The organism is Collinsella sp. AM44-11, assembly GCF_003467145.1.
Classification (GTDB): Bacteria; Actinomycetota; Coriobacteriia; order Coriobacteriales; family Coriobacteriaceae; genus Collinsella.
In genome coordinates, this window is sequence record NZ_QSFE01000001.1 from 67,710 (window position 1) to 85,172 (window position 17,463).

Sequence of the window (17,463 nt, forward strand, 5' to 3'; positions counted from 1 at the left end):
CTGCATAGCGTTCACTGAGAGGGGATATGCGTTGGCGGAGCGCACCGCACGCGCGCTTTCCGATTGCGCGCAGACAGGTGAAGATGACCCTGGCTGGGACGTTTCCGTTTCGCGCGGGTTCGGCGAGGGGAAGGCCGACCTGCGCGCATGGACGGCGCTCGCGTGGGAAGCGTCGGACGCGCTCCTGTTCGTGGGCGCGGCGGGCATCGCCGTGCGGGCGATCGCGCCGCATGTCGCCTCGAAGGCAAGCGATTCCGCGGTTGTGGCGATCGACGAGGCGGGGCGCTTTGCCGTCCCGCTTTTGTCGGGGCATTTGGGCGGTGCGAACGAGCTTGCGCAAACTGTGGCACGCGCGGCAGGGGCCATCCCCGTCATCACCACGGCGACCGACGTCCGCGGCGTGTGGGCGGTGGATACGTGGGCGCGCTGTGCGGGGCTCGCCGTTTCGAATCCCGAGGCTATCAAACGAGTGTCGGCGCGGCTGCTTTCGGGCGGGCGCGTGGCGCTCTATTCCGACATGCCGATTTCGGGACAGCCGCCTGAGGGGGTTGACATTGCGTCCGACCGCGCTCGGGCCGATATCGTCGTGTCGCCGTTCGCTGGCGCGAATGCGGGTGCGTCCGTTCGCGCGGCGGAGACAACGAACGAGGTCGTGCCCGTCGGTGAGACGGGGAAGCCGGCGGGCGTGCGGGCGCAGGCGCCTGCGCCCGAGCCGCTTCACCTTGTCTTGCCCTGCATCGTTGCGGGCATAGGGTGCCGTCGCGGTGCGTGCGCCGAAGCGATCGGGGAGGCGTTTCTTCTCGCGTGCGGGCAGGCGGGCATCTCGCCCTCGGCCGTGCGCGAGGCGGCGACGATCGACGTGAAGGCGCGCGAGGAGGGTCTGCTCGCCTTCTGCCGCGCGCGCAATATCCCGCTTGCGACGTATTCCGCAGAGGAGTTGTCGCAGGTCGAAGGCAGCGTTTCGCCATCTGATTTCGTGCGCGCGACGGTGGGGGTCGACAATGTGTGCGAGCGCGCGGCGCTCGCGGGCGGGGGCAAACTTATCTTCCCGAAGCTCGCTCACGGCGGCGTGACCGTCGCGTTTTCCAAGGTAACTATCGAACTTTCGTTTAAGGAGCGGTGATGGGAAAGCTCTTCGTGGTGGGGATCGGCCCGGGCGGCCCCGACGGCATGACGATTGCGGCTCGGCGCGCGCTCGAGGCGGCCGACATCGTTGTGGGGTACACGAAATACGTGGAGCTCGCGCTCGCCGCCGTGCCCGACGCGGCGCATCTCGCGACGCCGATGATGCACGAGGTCGAACGGTGCCGCCTGGCGCTTTCGCGCGCGCAGAGCGGAGAAGCCGTGGCGCTCGTGTGCAGCGGTGACGCGGGCGTGTACGGCATGGCGAGCCCCGTGCTGGAGCTTGCGGAGGACTACCCCGATGTAGACGTGGAAGTTATCGCCGGGGCCACCGCGGCTCAGAGCGGGTCGGCGGTGCTCGGCGCCCCGCTTGCCCACGACTTCGCGGTCGTGTCGCTCTCCGACCTGCTCACGCCGTGGGAGGTCATCGAGCGCAGGCTCGCCGCCGTGGCGAGCGCCGACTTCTGCATCTGTTTGTACAACCCGCGCAGCAGAAAGCGCGCCGACAGGCTCTCGCGCGCGGCGAAGATTATGCTCGAATGGAAGGCCCCCGACACGCTCTGCGGCTGGGTACGCAACATCGGGCGCGAGGGGCAGCAGTCGGGCATGTGCAGGCTCTCCGAGCTGGGGGAGTTCGACGCCGACATGTTCACCACCGTGTTCGTCGGCAACGCGGACACGAAGCGCGTAGGCGGCCGTATGGTCACGCCGCGCGGGTATCGGGAGATTCCATGCGAAAGGTAACGATCATCGGGGCGGGGCCCGGAAACCCCGACTTGCTCTCGCGCGCGGCGCTCGACGCGATCGATATCGCCGACGTGGTCATCGGCGCTCATCGCGCGCTTGTCAGCATCGACGTGCCGCCCGACGTGGTGAGATGCGAGCTCGTGAAGACGGCGGACATCGTCGCCGCGCTCACCGATGCTGCGTCGTGGCAGCGCGCCGTGGTCGTGATGACGGGCGATGTGGGGCTGTTCAGCGGCGCGCGCCGCCTGGTGGAGGCGCTCTCCGGCGACGCGCAGGTGGACGTGCGCGTCATTCCCGGCATAAGCTCGGCGTCGTATCTCGCCGCGCGCCTCGCGCGTCCATGGCAGGATTGGCGCTTCGCGAGCGCTCACGGCGTGGCGTGCGACATCGTGGCCGAGGCCGAGCGCGCAGGTGAGCTCTTCCTCGCCACGTCGGGCGGGGAAGACCCCTCGCGGCTTTCGGGCGAGCTTGTGCAGGCGGGCTTCGGGGACGCGCGCGTGACGGTGGCCGAGCGCCTGTCGTACCCCGACGAGCGCATCACCTGCGCGACCGCAAGTGAAATCGCAGGTCAGACGTTCGACGACTTGAACGTGATGCTTATCGAGTTCGCAGGCTGCGCCGGGTCGCCTGCGGGCTCTAGCGCAGCCTCCGAGGCGCCGGCCGGCGCGTCTGCGCCCGCGGCTGCTTCTTTCGCGGCGGACTCTGCGGGCGCATGCCGCGCCGCGAGCTCCCGCTGGCCGTACGCTTCCTCGGGCATTCCCGACGAGCTCTTCATCCGCGGCGACGTTCCCATGACCAAGCAGGAGGTGCGCGCCGTCGCGCTCGCGAAGCTGCGCCTCACCGCGACCGACACCGTGTGGGATGTCGGCGCCGGCACGGGGAGCGTGTCGATCGAGGTGGCGCTCGTCGCGCGAGCGGGGTCGGTATGGGCGGTCGAGCGCAACGCGGCCGGCGTGCGGCTCATCCGAGAGAACGCGGATGCATTCGGGTGCGGCAACGTGCATGCGGTTCCCGGTGTCGCCCCCGAAGCGCTCGCGAAACTGCCTGTCCCCGACGCCGTGTTCGTCGGCGGGAGCGCGGGCGAGCTTCCCTCCATCGTGGAGGCGGCGCTCGAGAAGAACTCGCAGGTTCGCCTGTGCGTGCCATGCGTCACCGTTGAGACGCTCACCGAGGCGTGCGCGCTCCTCTCGGGTTCGCGCTTTAAGGGGTTCGAGGCGTGCCAGGTGTCGGCCGCCCGCGCTGAGGCTGTAGGCTCGCACCATCTTATGAAGGCGCAAAACCCCGTGTTCCTCGTCAGCGCGCGCGGTGCGAGCGCGGATGCCGAGGAGCTTGCCGAAGTCGGCGCGCTTGCTGAGTCGCCTTTCGGGGAGGACCCCTCTGTCGAGTGGAACCCATCCGTTGAGGTGGTCTCGCTTGCTAACTGCAACGCCGCAGGTGGGGAAGGCGGTGCCCGGTGAGCACGTCCATCCCGCGCTTCATGGTCGCTGCGCCCTCGAGCGGGAGCGGCAAGACGGTCGTCACGTGCGCGCTCCTGCGCGCGCTCGCGCGCCGCGGCCTTGCATGCGCGGCCTTCAAATGCGGCCCTGACTACATTGACCCGCTCTTTCATCGCCGCGTCGTGGGTGCGTGCTCGGGCAACTTAGACGGCTTCTTCACTGACGCCCCGACGCTGCGCGCCCTGCTCGCACGCGGCGCCGCGGGCGCGGATGTCGCGGTGCTCGAGGGGGTCATGGGCTTCTACGACGGCATGGCGCCCGGCGTGGCCGACGCGAGCAGCTATCAGGTTGCGCGCGACACGGAAACGCCGGTCGTTTTAGTGGTGAACGGGCGCGGGGCGTCTTTATCGCTCGCCGCCGTAATCCGCGGCATCGCCGAGTTCCTGCCTTGTGCGAACGTGCGCGGCGTCGTGCTGAACAAGACGAGCGCCGCTGCCTGCGCCTACGCGGCGCCTGCGATCGAGAAGCGCACGGGCGTCGCGGTTTTGGGGAATATCCCCGCCGACGAGGCGTTCTCGCTCGAAAGCCGGCATCTGGGGCTTGTGACCGCCGACGAGGTCGAGCAGCTCTCCGCGCGCATCGACAAGATGGCCGAGCTGGTGGAAAAGAGCGTCGACGTCGACCGCTTGCTCGAAATAGCGGCGACGGCACCCGATGTCCGCGAGGAACCTTACCGGTTGGAGCCGATCGCGGGAACGCGGCCCATCGTCGCCGTCGCGCGTGACGAGGCGTTCTCGTTCTACTACGAGGAGAACCTGCGCGCGCTCGAGGACCTGGGTTGCGAGCTGGCCTTTTTCAGCCCCCTGTGTGATAGCGAGTTGCCCCGGGGGACAAGCGCCCTCTATCTGGGGGGCGGCTACCCGGAGCTCCATGCGCGGCAGCTCTCCGAGAACGCGCCGATGCGCGAGGCGGTGCGGCGCGCGGTGGAATCCGGCATGCCGACGGTCGCCGAATGCGGTGGGTTTCTGTACCTGCAGCGCGAAATCGCCGATAGCGAGGGGCGGCGCTGGCCTGTTGCGGGCGCCCTTGAGGGCGCAAGCGAGAATGGGGGAAGGCTGTCCCATTTCGGGTACGTGGAGCTCACTTCCCAACGCGACGGGCTCTACGGGCTGCGCGGCACACGCATCCGCGCGCACGAGTTCCACTACTGGCAGTCCACCTGCCCGGGCGGCGACTTCTGGGCGCAGAAGCCCCGGCGCGACAAGGGCTGGCCGTGCATGTCGACCACCCCGTCCCTGGTTGCGGGCTTCCCGCATGTGTACTATCCTGCGAACCCCGACGTTGCGCGCGCGTTCGCGTCTGCCGCAGCGTCGTTTGCAGAGAGGAGACGGCATGGCTGAAGCAACCGAAACCGCGCTTGCCTGCATCCGCGAGGAAGTCGAGCGCGCGTTCTCGTCGCTGCCGGGCGCCGTGCTCGAAGCCACGCTCTCCCGGATCGAGCCCGCAGACGAGTGCGCCCGCGCCGCCGCGTACGCCGCGTGGGACTCCATCGCGCACCCCTTGGGGGGATTGGGCGACTTTGAAGACGCCGTCGCGTGTATCGCCGCAGCTCAGGGGAGCGCCGAGGTGGCCGAGTTTCCCCGTGCGCTCGCGGTATTCTTCTCCGACAACGGGGTCGTTGCCGAAGGCGTGTCGCAAAGCGGGCAAGACGTGACGCGAGCCGTCGCGCGCAACATGTGCGAGGGGGCCACGAGCGCCTGCCGCATGGCGGCGTTCGCGGGTGCCGAGGTCGTGCCCGTCGACGTGGGTATGGCCCGGGGCATAGAAGACGCGCGCATGGTGCGCGCGAACGTGCGGCGGGGGAGTGGCAACATCGCGCACGGCTCCGCTATGTCTCGAGATGGGGCCGTGCGCGCGATCGAGGTCGGAATCGCCGTCGCGTGCGGGCTTGCCCGCGCCGGCGTGCGCCTTCTCGCCGCGGGCGAGATGGGCATCGGCAACACGACCACCTCGGCGGCGGTGGCCGCAGTGCTCATCCGGGCGGACGCGCGGAGCCTCGTCGGGCGCGGCGCGGGGCTCTCGGACGCCTCGCTCGCGCGCAAGCGCGAAGTGGTCGAGCGCGCTATCGACGCGAACTCGCCCGATCCCGCCGACCCGATCGACGTGCTCTCGAAGGTGGGCGGCTTCGACATCGCGGCGATGTGCGGCTTCTACCTGGGGGCCGCGGCCTCGAAGGCGCCGGCGCTCCTCGACGGGGTCATATCCTGCACGGCGGCCCTGTGCGCGGCGCGCCTGTGCCCCAACGCCTTGGGCTACCTCGTGGGCACCCACGCATCAAGCGAACCCGCAAGCCAGGAGCTCCTTCGCGAGCTTGGCATAAAGGCACCCCTTGACGCAGGCATGCACTTGGGCGAGGGCGCGGGCGCCATGGCGTATCTGCCCCTTCTGGATTCGGCGCTGCGCGTGTACCGGGATGGGAAGACGTTCACGGCGACTGGCATGGCTGCTTACGAGCATTTCGAGGCCGGGAAATGACGGTGACGCTCGTCATCGGCGCCGCCGCGAGCGGCAAGAGCGCCTACGCCGAGTCCCTGTGCCTCGGGCACGACGGCCCCCGCGTGTACCTGGCAACGATGGAGCCCTTCGGGGAAGAGGGCGCCCGCCGCATCGCGCGCCATCGGGCGCTGCGCGAGGGCAAGGGGTTTTCCACCCTCGAGCGCACGCGTGACGTGGGCGCCGCAGTGCCCGGGCTTCCGCGCGGCTGCACCCTTCTTTTGGAGGACGTGGGCAACCTGGTTGCGAACGAGCTTTTCGCGGAAGGCGGCTTGTCCCCACGTGACCCCGACGCTGCGGGGCGCGAGGTGCTCGGAGGCATCGAACGGCTCGCTCAGGCCGCTGCGTATACGGTGGTGGTCACCGTCGACGTGTTCGCCGATGGGATGCGCTACGATGAGGGGACCGAGGCATGGAGGCGCGCGCTCGCGCGCGTGAACGCGGGCGTGGCGGCGCTGGCCGACCGCGCAGTCGAAGTGGTATGCGGGATTCCCGTGTGGATGAAAGGCGAAGGACCTACAAGGTGAAGATGGTAGAGGCAATCGGCGCGGCGCTCGGAACGTTCTCGCGCATCCCCGTCCCGAAATCGGCCTGGACCGATTTCGGGTCAACTCATGCACTTGCCGCGTTTCCCCTGGTGGGCCTTGCGGAAGGCTTCCTCATGACGGCGTGGGGGCACGTGGCGAACCTGCTCGGCGTGCCCGCGACCATCGTCGCGGCCGTGCTCGTGGCGCTGCCTGTGGCGGTGACGGGAGGCATCCACCTAGACGGGCTCTGCGACACCTCCGATGCGCTTGCAAGTTGGGCCCCGCGCGAGCGAAAGCTCGAGATCATGCACGATCCGCGGGCGGGCGCCTTCGGGGTCATCGGTGTTGTTGTGTACCTTATTCTGCAGTTTTCCCTGTTCACCGAGCTGCCGCTTACGGCGGGGGCGTTCCTCGCGCTTCTGTGCTCGCTCGTGTTCTCCCGCGCGCTTTCGGGACTCGCCGTTGAATGCTGGCCTGCCGCGCGGGCGGACGGCATGGCCGCGGGGCTCTCGCCTGCGAAGAAGCGCGCGGCGATCGTCGTGCCGCTTTGCGCTTTCGCTGCGGCTTCGGCTGCAGGGATGGTCGCGTGCGCTCAGGCCGTCGGCGCCCTTATGGCGGTGGCGGGGCTTTTGGCGCTCGCGTGGTACCGCCATGTTGCCCTGTCCCGCTTCGGCGGGGTGACGGGGGATTTGGCCGGATGGTTTCTGCAATGGGCCGAGCTCGCGATGCTTGCCATGCTGGTGGTGGGGGGCATTCTCCTATGATGCTCGTGGTAGGTGGCGCGCATTCGGGGAAGAGGACCTTCGTGCGCGAAAAGCTCGGGTTCGCGGCGGACGATTTCGTCGACGCGGCGCAGCTTGCGGTGGGCGGCGTGCCCGCGGCTTTTGCCGGCCGCGTCGCATACCATGCTGAGGAACTCGTACGCGCGCTCGACGCTGACCGGGCGCTCGAGCGGCTGATCGGCTTCGACGCAGTGATTCTGCCCTTGGTCGGCTCGGGGGTCGTCCCCATGCGTGCGGAAGACGCCCAATGGCGCGAGCGCGCGGGGCGCTTGGGATGCGCGCTCGCTGCGCGCGCCGACGTCGTCGTGCGCATGACGTGCGGGATACCCCAGGTCATCAAAGGAAACCTTGCCGATGCGCCTCGAGGGACGCAGGGCGCGGGTGCGCCTTTGGAAGTCGTCTTCGTGCGCCATGGTGCCACGGCGGGCACGGAAGACCATCGCTACAGCGGGGCGGGCACCGACGAGCCCCTGTCGAGCGCGGGCGAGCGCGCTTTGCGCGACCTCGTGTGCTATCGTGACGTGTTCCGTGTTATCACGAGCGGCATGGCCCGCACCGACCAGACGGCGCGCATCCTCTTCCCGAACGCGGAGCTTATGGCGTGCTCCGGTCTGCGCGAGATGGATTTCGGCGACTTCGAGGGGCGAAGCGCCGCCGAGCTTAAAGAGGATGCGCGCTACCGCGCCTGGGTAGACTCCTGGTGCGAGACGCGCTGCCCGCATGGCGAGGGCAAGAGCGATTTCACCCGCCGCGTCGTCGCGGCGTTTCGGGAGGCATGCAAATCGGAGCGCGCCCAGGGGAGTGGGCGCGCCGTCTTCGTCGTTCACGCGGGTACCGTGAAAGCGCTGCTCTCCGAGCTAGCTGTCCCGAAAATGGGATACTTCGACGTGCATACCGAGCCGGGCGGCGCATGGGCCGCCACCTGGGATGGGCGCTGCCTTCGCGACGTTCGCCCCGCTTCGGGGGGCGATGCCCGGTGATGACGATTCTTGCCGTCGCCGCCGGGTTCGCGGCCGACCTTGCCTTCGGCGACCCGCGCTGGCTTCCCCATCCCGTCGTCGCCATGGGGCGCGCGATCACGTGGGCCGAAGGCCGCCTGCGGCGCGCATTCCCGCAAACGTCCGCGGGCACGCGCGCCGCAGGGCTTGTGCTCGCCGTGGCGCTTCCGCTTGCGTGTGGGCTTTTGACCTGGGGAATCCTGCATCTTTGCGGCATGGTTTACTCCGGCTTGCGCTTCGTGGCCGAGGCATGGGCGAGCTATCAGATTCTCGCGGCATGCGAGCTGCGCCGCCAGAGCCTGGCCGTTGCCCGCGCGTTCTCGAAGGGCGGCCTTGTCGCGGCGCGCGAAGCCGTCGGGCTCATCGTGGGACGTGACACGTCTGTTCTCGACGAGCAGGGCGTCGCGCGCGCCGCCGTGGAAACGGTGGCGGAGAACGCGAGCGACGGTGTCATCGCGCCGCTTTTCTACCTTATGATCGGGGGTGCGCCCTTGGGCATGGCGTACAAGGCGGTGAACACGCTCGACAGCATGGTGGGCTACAAAAACGAGCGCTACATCGACTTCGGCTGCGCCTCGGCGCGCCTCGACGATGCGGTGAATTGGATCCCCTCGCGCTTATCGGCCCTGCTCATGATCGCCGTGTGCCCGATCGTCGGGCTCGACGCGCGCGGGGCGGCGCGCATCTGGCGCCGCGACAGGCGTCGCCATGCGAGCCCGAACGCGGCGCAGACCGAGTCAGCGTGCGCGGGCGCGCTCGGGCTGCGCCTGGCGGGACCCGCGGTGTATTTCGGCAAGCTCGTTGAGAAACCGACGATAGGAGACACGTCCCGCGAAATCGAGTGGGGCGACATCGCCCGGGCGACAAGGCTCATGCTCGCTGCGTCCGTATGCGCGCTTGTCGTCTTCGGCGCCGCGCGCGCGGCGGTCGTGCTCGCCGTGGGGGCGATGGCATGAGGGAAGACCACGCCGCGCCCCGGGCTGCCGGGGGAATCCTGCGCGCCCGTACGCATGGGGGCAGCGCGCAATCGCTCGGCATCGCTTGCGAAGGGGGTGCCTCCGACCTCATTGACTTCTCGGTGAACGTGAATCCGGCAGGCCCCTCGCCGCGCGCCGTCGCCGCAGCTTGCAAGGCGCTTTCTCGAATCGACGCCTACCCCGATAGGGAAAGCCTCGCCCTCGTTCGCGCCCTAGCGCGCGCCCAGGGCATTCCCGAAGATACTATCGTCTGCGGCGCGGGCGCGTCCGACATCATCTGGCGGCTCGCCGCGGCGGTGCGCCCGAAACGCCTCGTCGTGTGCGCGCCGACGTTCTCTGAATATGCGGAGGCGGCATCGTACTACGGCGCATGCGTGCAGGAGTTCCCGCTCTCCGAAGCGGACGACTTCGACGTGCCTGCCTCCTTCGCCCGCGCGATCGAGGGGCCGAGAGACGTGGCGTACCTCTGCAATCCGAACAACCCGACGGGGCGCCTCGTCGACCCCCGTGTGATCGATGCTGCGGCCTGCCGCTGCGAGCAGGTGGGCGCGCTGCTCGTCGTGGACGAGTGCTTTCTCGGATTTGCGCCCGACGCCCGCGAAAGGAGCGTGGCCGCACGCGCCGCGTGTTCGCGCCATGTGGCCGTGCTCTCCGCGTTCACCAAGCTCTACGGAATGGCGGGGTTGCGGTTGGGATATCTGATCAGCGGAAACACCCAACTCATCGAGGGGATTCGCCGGGCGGGGCAGGCGTGGCCCGTCTCCTCGGTCGCCGAGGCCGCGGGCATCGCCGCCCTGGAGGACGTTGAATACGTCTCGCGCACGCGCGATGTATTGGCGGGCGAGCGAGCGTGGCTTTCCCACGAGCTCTCCTCGCTCGGGCTTTCCGTCGTGCCGTCGGATGCGAACTTCCTTTTAGTCCGCACGCCGGCGAAAGACATCCCCGAGCGCCTGTATAAACAGGGGGTTTTGGTCCGCACGTGCGACTCGTTTTCGGTACTGTCCCGTTTCTGGTGCCGCGTCGCGGTGCGCACGCGCAAGGAGAATGCCCGGCTTGCGATGGCGTTCGGCCGTGCGCTTCGGGCGGAAGGCGCATCGGGCGAAGGCGAACCCGACGAACGGGGCGGCGCTTCTTTCAGCGGCGCTATGGCGGGCGCGGATGGCCGAGGCTCGGCGAAGGAGGTCGATACCCGTGGGTAGGGCGAAGCCCATCATGATCCAGGGCACCATGTCGAACGCGGGGAAGAGCCTGCTTGCGGCTGGGCTGTGCCGCGTGCTTTCGCAGGACGGCCTGCGCGTGGCTCCCTTCAAGAGCCAGAACATGGCACTCAACAGCGGTGTCACGGCCGACGGGCTCGAGATGGGGCGCGCCCAGATCATGCAGGCCGAGGCGTGCGGCATTGCGCCCGACGTGCGCATGAACCCCATCCTGCTCAAGCCCGAAAGCGGCCACCGAAGCCAGCTCATCGTGGCCGGCAAGGCGCAGGGAGCCTTCGCTGCGAGGGACTACTTCGCGCGAAAGAAGGCGCTCATGCCGCAGATTTTGGAGGCGTTCGATTCGCTCGCGGAGGAAAACGACGTCATCGTCATCGAGGGCGCCGGCAGCCCCGCCGAAATCAACCTTGCCGAAAATGACATCGTCAACATGGGGCTCGCGCGCGCCGTGTCCTCCCCCGTGCTGCTTGCGGGCGACATCGACCCGGGCGGGGTATTTGCCCAGCTCTATGGCACGGTCGCGCTCCTTGCGCCCGAGGACCGCGCGCTTTTGCGGGGGCTTGTGGTGAACAAGTTCCGCGGCGATGTGGAAATCCTGCGCCCGGGTTTGGCCCCGCTCGAGAAGATGTGCGGGGTTCCCGTCGTGGGTGTCGTGCCGTATCTTACGCTCGACCTGGACGACGAGGACTCGCTCGCGCCGCGCCTATCTGCCCGCGAGGCGCGCGGCGTCATCGACGTCGCCGTCGTGCGCCTTCCGCATCTGTCGAACTTCACCGACTTCGACCCGCTTTCGCGCGTGCCCGGCGTGGGCGTGCGCTACGTTTCCTCGACGACCGATCTGGGCCGACCCGACCTGGTGGTGCTTCCCGGCTCGAAGACCACGCTCGACGACGCGCGCTGGCTTGCGGCTAGCGGCATCGGAGCCTGTGTACGCGCGCTTTCGGGCGCGGGCACACCGGTGCTCGGCATATGCGGAGGCTACCAGCTTTTGGGAGACGAGCTTTCCGACCCGCACGGCAGGGAAGGCGCTGGCACCGCGCGCGGGCTCGGGCTCATCCCTGCAAGTACGGTGTTCAAGGAGGAAAAGCGCCTCGCCCAGTCGGAGCTGCGCATCACGGGCGCCCAAGGCGCGTTCTCGGTGTGGAACGGCATGACGGCGCGCGGGTACGAGATTCACGACGGCGAAACGACCGTCTCCTGTGCCCCTGCGGGCACGATTGGCGGCAAACCAGAAGGCGCGGCCTGCAGAAACGTGTTCGGAACCTATCTCCACGGCCTGTTCGACGAACCGGGGGTGGCGCTCGCTCTCGCGCGCTCGCTCGCGCGCATGCGCGGCCTGCCCGAGAGCGTCGTGGGTGCTGCGGGCGCAGCGTCCGCAGCCGATCACCGTGCGCGCGAGTTCGACCGCCTGGCCGACGTCGTGCGCGGGGCGCTTGACATGGAGTATGTCTACCGCATTATCGAGGAGGGCGTATGATCCACGTGTATCATGGCGACGGCAAAGGCAAGACCACGGCGGCGATGGGCCTCGCCCTTCGCATGCTCGCCGCAGGCCGCCGCGTCGTTGTCGTGCAGTTCCTGAAAGACGGCGAAAGCGGGGAGGCGCGCCTGCTTGCCGAGCATTTCGGCGTGCCCTTGTTCGCGGGGAAGGTGTCGGACAAGTTTACCTGGTCGATGACGTCGGAAGAACTTGCCGCGACGTGCGAGCTGCACGATGGGAACCTCGCTTCCGCGCTCGCCGAGCTCGAGGGCGCTCAGGAGGGGCTGCTCGTGCTCGACGAGGCGCTCGACGCGCTTTCGAAGGGGCTTGTCGACGAGGCGCTCGTGGACCGCGCGCTCGATATGTCCGCGCGCGGCGTCGAAGTAGCGCTCACCGGGCGCGCGCCTTCCCGCAAGATCGTGGAGAAGGCCGACTACATAACCGAGATGCGGTGCGAGAAACACCCCTACGAGCAGGGGATATGTGCAAGGGAAGGAGTGGAGTACTAGATGGATTCCAAGGAGATGGCGCCCGGCGACATCGAGCGGCGCAGCTTCGAGATCATCACCGAAGAGCTCGGCGGCCGCACGTTCCCGCCGCTCGAAGAGCCCGTCGTGAAGCGCGTCATCCACACCACTGCCGACTTCTCGTACGCCGATTCCCTCGTGTTCACCCATGACGCCGCGCACTGTGCGCTCGACGCACTGCGCGCAGGGGCCACGGTGCTCACCGACACGAACATGGCGCTCGCAGGCATAAGCAAGCCCGCGCTCGAGAAGCTCGGCTGCAAGGCCGTGTGCTTCATGGCCGACCCTGATGTCGCCGCGGCTGCGCGCGCCGCGGGCACGACTCGCGCCGTTGCGAGCATGGACAAAGCTTGCGGCATCGAGGGTCCGCTCATCGTGGCCGTCGGCAACGCTCCCACAGCACTTCTGCGCCTCGCCGAGCTCATGGACGCGGGGAAGATCGCGCCCGCGCTCGTCGTTGGGGTGCCGGTCGGGTTTGTGAACGTGGTCGAGGCGAAAGAGGAGCTACTCGCACGACGCGTTCCGGCCATCGTCGCGAGGGGTCGCAAGGGCGGTTCGACCGTGGCGGCCGCCATTATGAACGCGCTGCTCTACCAGATCACGCGCACAGGCGGCCCGAAGTGACGGCCCCCGCATCCGCGCTGGCGCTGCGCATCTTCGCCGGCACCACCGAGGGCCGCCTTCTGTGCGAATGGGCGAGCAGGGCGGGCATCCCCGCCCGTGCCTACGCGGCAACCGAGTACGGAGGCGAGCTTTTGGGCGAGCTTCCGGGCATCGAGGTGCATGCGGGCAGGCTCGACGATGCCGACATGGAGCGCGAGCTTTCCGGCGCGTACATCGTTGTCGACGCCACGCACCCCTTCGCTACGCTCGCAAGCGGCAACATCCGGGCCGCTTCGCTCGCCGTGGGTGCACGATGCCTGCGCCTTGCGCGCCCGGTCGAGGCGCTGCCCAAAGGCGTCGTGCCGGTCGCGTCGATCGCCTGCGCGGCGCGCTTTCTCTCCGAGAACCCGGGTCGCGCGCTTCTCACGACGGGGAGCAAGGAGCTTGCTCCCTACACGCGCGTCGCCGATTTCGCGGAGCGCTTCTTCGTGCGTGTGCTCCCGCTGCCCGGTGCTATAACGAAGTGCATCGACGCGGGGTTTTCGCCGTCGCACGTCATCGGCATGCAGGGGCCCTTCACCCGCGAGCTCAACGAGGCGATGCTTCGGCAGGTGGGCGCCCAGTGGCTTGTGACTAAGGACTCGGGAACCGTAGGCGGCACGGCCGAGAAGCTCGCCGCCGCGCGCGACGTGGGAGCGCGCTGCATCGTGGTCACCCGTCCCGCCGAGGGAAGCGGGGCCCTTTCGCTTCGGGAAGTGGAAGACGCGCTCTTACGGGAGTTCGCGCGCTAGGCGCTTGCCGCGCCTGCGCGCCCTCCCGCCCGCGAGGAGGAGCGTCCCGAGCAAGCTCGACCCGTACAAGCCCGTCATCCATCAATAGCTCGAGGACGACACCCAGAACTGGCGCAAACAGCCCTTCAATAAGTTGCGGTGAAATAGTGTCTGTTTTTGCTGCTAGATAGCATATTCAGTCCCTAATTCACCGCAACTTGTTGGTGGTGGCTTACTGGTAGCTGGTGGTGGCTTACTGGTAGCGTAGGCACTCCACCGGGTTGAGCTTTGCCGCGCGGCGAGCGGGGTAGAAGCCAAAGATTACGCCGATGCCGACGGAGACGCCGAAGGCCAGCAGCACCGTGGCGATTGAAAAGCTCGGTGTGATCTCCCCACTGGCACCGAGCTCGTTGAGAACCCCTGATCCTGCGGCAAACATCGCGAGGCCCCAGGCCAGCAGATAGCCAATCAGGACACCCAGCAGGCCACCGGTGACGCACAGCGCCGAGGACTCGGCCAAAAACTGCGCGGTGATATCGCGGCGACTGGCGCCCAAGGCACGGCGAATACCGATCTCGCGGATGCGCTCAGTCACGTTGGTAAGCATCATATTCATAATGCCGATTCCGCCGACAAGCAGTGAGATACTGGCGACAGCGCCCATGATGAGCGAGAAGGCGCCCATAAACGAGTTGAGTGCATCGATGGCGCTTTTCATGGAGGTCGCCGATACGCTGTCGTACTCATCATCCTCCGAGATGCCCTTCATCGCGCGCACCTTAGACTCGATGGTCTTGCAGAGCTCGTCCATGTCTGTGCCCTCGGCGGCAAGTGCCGTCACGCTGGGAAATGAAGGATTCTCGTCGCCAAACAGGCCGGAGATGGTTTCGCGTGGCATATACAGCGTGAGCGAGCCCATGGAGTCGCTGCCGCCATCAATCACGCCTACAATCTGCACCTCGCCGTTGGACACCTTGATGGTTTTCCCCAGTGCGTCCTGTTCGTTGCCGTAAAGCTGATCGGCGCCGCCGCGGCTGATGAGTGCCACGCGCGAGCCTGATTGAGACTCTGCCTGTGAATAGACACGTCCCGCAACGAGCTTGCTGGCGCCCACGGCATCGAGCATGTCGCTATCGACGCCGTGTGCCATGACGGTATAGCTTTTATCCCCGACCTTGTACTCGGAATAGGCGCTATCGACGATGCCGATCTGCTCAATCTGCGGCACCAGTTTGCGAAGCTTTTCCACATCCGAATCGGTGAGTTCTTGGGACGAATAGATCTCTACCATGCGGGCTGCATTGAGGCCCAGGCTGTTGACTAGGCTGTTTTGGATGCCGCCGATGAGCGAAGTCATGGCGATGACCGAGGCGATGCCAATGACGATGCCAAGGATGGTGAGCAGGCTGCGTCCCTTGTTGGCCTCGAGCGAGTGAAGGGCTTCTTGGACAAGATCGCGGGTGCTCATGCCTTCGCTCCTTTCGGCTGATTGGTGGTTGCAGAAATCGCGGGCAGGTTGTTGACGGCCCCTCGTAACGTATTCGGTGTATGCGCGACATATGCGCCGTCATGGATTCGCCCGTCACGGATGGTTACGGCTCGATCGGCCTCGGCGGCGATGCCGGGGTCATGCGTGATGAGTACGATGGTCTTGCCGCGTTTCTGGAGCTTGTGGAAGGTTTCCATGACGAGCGCCCCGGTTGTCGAGTCTAGATTTCCCGTTGGCTCGTCGGCCAAAATGATGGGCGGGTCGTTGACGAGGGCGCGCGCGATGGCGACGCGCTGCATCTGTCCGCCCGAGAGTTCCGATATTCGGTGGTCCCAATGGTCGACCGGCAGTGTGACGGCTTGCAGCGCGTGCACGGCGCGCATCTCGCGCTGGCTACGCGGCACATTGGTGTAGGACAGCGGCAGCATGACGTTTTCGATCACCGTCAGACGCGGCAGCAAGTTAAAACTCTGAAAGACAAAGCCGATGCTCAGCGCGCGCACCTCGGTGAGCTCATCATCGTCGAGCTCGGCGACGTTGAGCCCTTGCAGGAAATAATCACCCGCCGTCGGCTTGTCCAGGCAGCCCAGGATGTTCATGAGCGTCGACTTGCCCGAGCCCGAGGGGCCGGTGATGGCGACGAACTCACCGGGGTTCACCGCCAGGCTCACGTTGTGCAGGATGTGGGCGCAACCGGCCTCGCTCTCAAAGATGCGGTGCACGTTGCGGATGTCGATGACGGGACGCATTACTTGCCCTCGTCGGCAGACATATTGTCGCCGCCGTCTGCCGTCATGCCTGTGCCGGTATCCGTCACGATGGTGTCGCCGTCGCGTAACTTGGTAACCGGGACGTCTGGGTTGATCTCGTTGCCCTGGTCGTCGCGCTTGACCTGCGTCTTACCGACTACAGCCTCGTTGTCGTTTTGCGTCACGACGGTCACCTTCACGCGGCGCGTCTTCTTGCCTTCCGAATCGGTGGCCAGATTGACGTAATAGTGCTCGCCGTCTTCGGTCATCAGCGCCATGGTCGGCACCATAACCACGTCGTCGAGCTTCTCGGTCACTACCGAGACCTCGGCAGTCATACCCGGCTTAAGGCGACTGTCGGGTGCTTCGATGAGGATGTCGACGTTAAAGGTCACGCTGCCGCCGCTACCGGAGCCGGAGTCAGAGTTTGCCACCGAGGCGATAGCCGTGACGGTGCCCTGACTCACGATATCGGGAAACGCGGGATAGGTCACGTTGGCGCTTTGGCCCACGGCAATTTTGGCGATATCCTTTTCGCCCACCTGAACCGTCACCTTCATCTTGGACAGGTCGGCGATTTGCATGCACTGCTTGCCGCCGCTCGTGTCGCCTTCGCCCATGATCGTGCCTCCGGTCACCGTGGCACCGACTTTGGCGTTGAGCTCGACGATGTTGCCCGAGCTGGGGGCCTTTACGGTGCGCTCGGCCGCCTTTGCAGTTGCCTGCTCCAGCGTTGCCTGGGCCGAGGCGAGGTTGCGCTGGGCGGTCGAGACGGCATTTGCGTTGGCGTTTGCGTCCGATGGGCCGGTCGATCCGTCACTGTCCGTTGTCGGTGCGGCCTGTGCGGCCGCGAGCGTCGCCTTTGCATTGTTCAGGTCTTCCTGGGCGGCCGCGACCGCGCGCTGCGCCTCGGAAACAGCGCTATCGAGCGCGTCGTTCTTAATGGTCATGAGCACGTCGCCCTCGTTGACGCTCTGTCCGGCCTGCACGTTGATCTGCGCCACCGTACCATCGACGGAAGGGGAGACGACCGAGGCTGAAATAGGCTTGAGCTGTCCCTTGGCTTCGACTGTGGTGGTAAACGTGCCTTCGGTGACCATGTCGGTCACCGGTCCGTTGGTGCCTGCGGGTTGCGCGTTGATGACCAGCGTTGCGATGATGGCAATGAGCGCGATGGCAACAACGACACCGACGGCGATACCGCGTTGGATGAGCTTTTTGCGCCGACGCTCGGCACGCTTTGCCTTGAGCTTTGCATAGGCTTCTTCATCGGAAATCTCGGCGGTATCGTTCGTGCGTCCGCTCTGCTTTTCGGCATGTACGTTTGTAATCAAAGGAATCGTTTCGGTGGCACCTTCGGGCGTGTACTCGGCATCATCCGGGCCTGGGGTGATGGTGGGGACATTCGGCATAGCGTCTCCTTTATAGAAAGTTCCTCAATAAGTATATGCGCCCGTCGCGTAAGGCGGGCGCATATGGCGGATTCTTT

General features: G+C 66.9%; 17 protein-coding genes. 14 read left to right on the top strand and 3 right to left on the bottom strand.

Annotation, left to right across the window (positions count from 1 at the left end; all coding sequences use genetic code 11):
* Window positions 1-31 precede the first annotated feature (31 nt).
* The 14 genes from DW943_RS00340 to cobK are packed head-to-tail and all read left to right on the top strand — an operon-like array spanning window position 32 to window position 13,757.
* A complete protein-coding gene (locus DW943_RS00340) occupies window positions 32-1,123 on the top strand; it encodes a cobalt-precorrin 5A hydrolase (protein ID WP_233543532.1) in 1,092 nt (363 codons plus the stop codon).
* Window positions 1,123-1,866: a precorrin-3B C(17)-methyltransferase gene (cobJ, locus tag DW943_RS00345; RefSeq protein WP_042435525.1), complete on the top strand. Its 744-nt coding sequence runs from the start codon at window positions 1,123-1,125 to the stop codon at window positions 1,864-1,866. Before DW943_RS00340 ends, cobJ begins: the two co-directional genes overlap by 1 nt.
* Window positions 1,854-3,326, top strand: a complete 1,473-nt coding sequence (gene cbiE, locus DW943_RS00350; protein ID WP_117861854.1) for a precorrin-6y C5,15-methyltransferase (decarboxylating) subunit CbiE — start codon at window positions 1,854-1,856, stop codon at window positions 3,324-3,326. Before cobJ ends, cbiE begins: the two co-directional genes overlap by 13 nt.
* On the top strand, window positions 3,323-4,705 hold the full coding sequence (locus DW943_RS00355) for a cobyrinate a,c-diamide synthase (protein ID WP_233543534.1): 1,383 nt from the start codon (window positions 3,323-3,325) through the stop codon (window positions 4,703-4,705). Before cbiE ends, DW943_RS00355 begins: the two co-directional genes overlap by 4 nt.
* A complete protein-coding gene (locus DW943_RS00360; RefSeq protein WP_117861855.1) occupies window positions 4,698-5,840 on the top strand; it encodes a nicotinate-nucleotide--dimethylbenzimidazole phosphoribosyltransferase in 1,143 nt (380 codons plus the stop codon). The genes DW943_RS00355 and DW943_RS00360 overlap by 8 nt, the downstream gene beginning before the upstream one ends.
* On the top strand, window positions 5,837-6,385 hold the full coding sequence (locus DW943_RS00365; RefSeq protein ID WP_117861964.1) for a bifunctional adenosylcobinamide kinase/adenosylcobinamide-phosphate guanylyltransferase: 549 nt from the start codon (window positions 5,837-5,839) through the stop codon (window positions 6,383-6,385). The genes DW943_RS00360 and DW943_RS00365 overlap by 4 nt, the downstream gene beginning before the upstream one ends.
* A gap of 2 nt (window positions 6,386-6,387) precedes the next feature.
* Entirely contained in the window at window positions 6,388-7,149 is a 762-nt protein-coding gene (gene cobS, locus DW943_RS00370; RefSeq protein WP_158566031.1) for an adenosylcobinamide-GDP ribazoletransferase, read from the top strand.
* Window positions 7,146-8,147 carry a histidine phosphatase family protein gene (locus DW943_RS00375; RefSeq protein WP_117861857.1) on the top strand — a complete coding sequence of 334 codons (1,002 nt, stop codon included), beginning with the start codon at window positions 7,146-7,148 and terminating at the stop codon, window positions 8,145-8,147. The genes cobS and DW943_RS00375 overlap by 4 nt, the downstream gene beginning before the upstream one ends.
* Window positions 8,147-9,121, top strand: a complete 975-nt coding sequence (cbiB, locus tag DW943_RS00380) for an adenosylcobinamide-phosphate synthase CbiB (RefSeq protein WP_117861858.1) — start codon at window positions 8,147-8,149, stop codon at window positions 9,119-9,121. The genes DW943_RS00375 and cbiB overlap by 1 nt, the downstream gene beginning before the upstream one ends.
* Window positions 9,118-10,341 (top strand): histidinol-phosphate transaminase, encoded by a 1,224-nt coding sequence (locus tag DW943_RS00385; protein ID WP_158566033.1) that lies wholly within the window; start codon window positions 9,118-9,120, stop codon window positions 10,339-10,341. The genes cbiB and DW943_RS00385 overlap by 4 nt, the downstream gene beginning before the upstream one ends.
* Window positions 10,334-11,833, top strand: a complete 1,500-nt coding sequence (locus tag DW943_RS00390; protein ID WP_233543536.1) for a cobyric acid synthase — start codon at window positions 10,334-10,336, stop codon at window positions 11,831-11,833. The genes DW943_RS00385 and DW943_RS00390 overlap by 8 nt, the downstream gene beginning before the upstream one ends.
* Window positions 11,830-12,345 carry a cob(I)yrinic acid a,c-diamide adenosyltransferase gene (locus DW943_RS00395; RefSeq protein ID WP_117861861.1) on the top strand — a complete coding sequence of 172 codons (516 nt, stop codon included), beginning with the start codon at window positions 11,830-11,832 and terminating at the stop codon, window positions 12,343-12,345. Before DW943_RS00390 ends, DW943_RS00395 begins: the two co-directional genes overlap by 4 nt.
* Window positions 12,346-12,987 carry a precorrin-8X methylmutase gene (locus DW943_RS00400; RefSeq protein ID WP_117861862.1) on the top strand — a complete coding sequence of 214 codons (642 nt, stop codon included), beginning with the start codon at window positions 12,346-12,348 and terminating at the stop codon, window positions 12,985-12,987. It begins immediately after the preceding gene.
* Window positions 12,984-13,757, top strand: coding sequence for a precorrin-6A reductase (cobK, locus tag DW943_RS00405; protein WP_117861863.1), 774 nt, complete (start codon window positions 12,984-12,986; stop codon window positions 13,755-13,757). The genes DW943_RS00400 and cobK overlap by 4 nt, the downstream gene beginning before the upstream one ends.
* A 232-nt stretch (window positions 13,758-13,989) precedes the next feature.
* Here the strand turns inward: cobK and DW943_RS00410 are convergent, their stop codons facing one another.
* The 3 genes from DW943_RS00410 to DW943_RS00420 are packed head-to-tail and all read right to left on the bottom strand — an operon-like array spanning window position 13,990 to window position 17,386.
* Window positions 13,990-15,204 (bottom strand): ABC transporter permease, encoded by a 1,215-nt coding sequence (locus DW943_RS00410; protein ID WP_117773810.1) that lies wholly within the window; start codon window positions 15,202-15,204, stop codon window positions 13,990-13,992.
* Window positions 15,201-15,974 (bottom strand): ABC transporter ATP-binding protein, encoded by a 774-nt coding sequence (locus DW943_RS00415; protein WP_117654704.1) that lies wholly within the window; start codon window positions 15,972-15,974, stop codon window positions 15,201-15,203. The genes DW943_RS00410 and DW943_RS00415 overlap by 4 nt, the downstream gene beginning before the upstream one ends.
* Complete coding sequence (locus DW943_RS00420; RefSeq protein WP_117861864.1) at window positions 15,974-17,386, bottom strand: efflux RND transporter periplasmic adaptor subunit; 1,413 nt, start codon at window positions 17,384-17,386, stop codon at window positions 15,974-15,976. Before DW943_RS00420 ends, DW943_RS00415 begins: the two co-directional genes overlap by 1 nt.
* Window positions 17,387-17,463 lie beyond the last annotated feature (77 nt).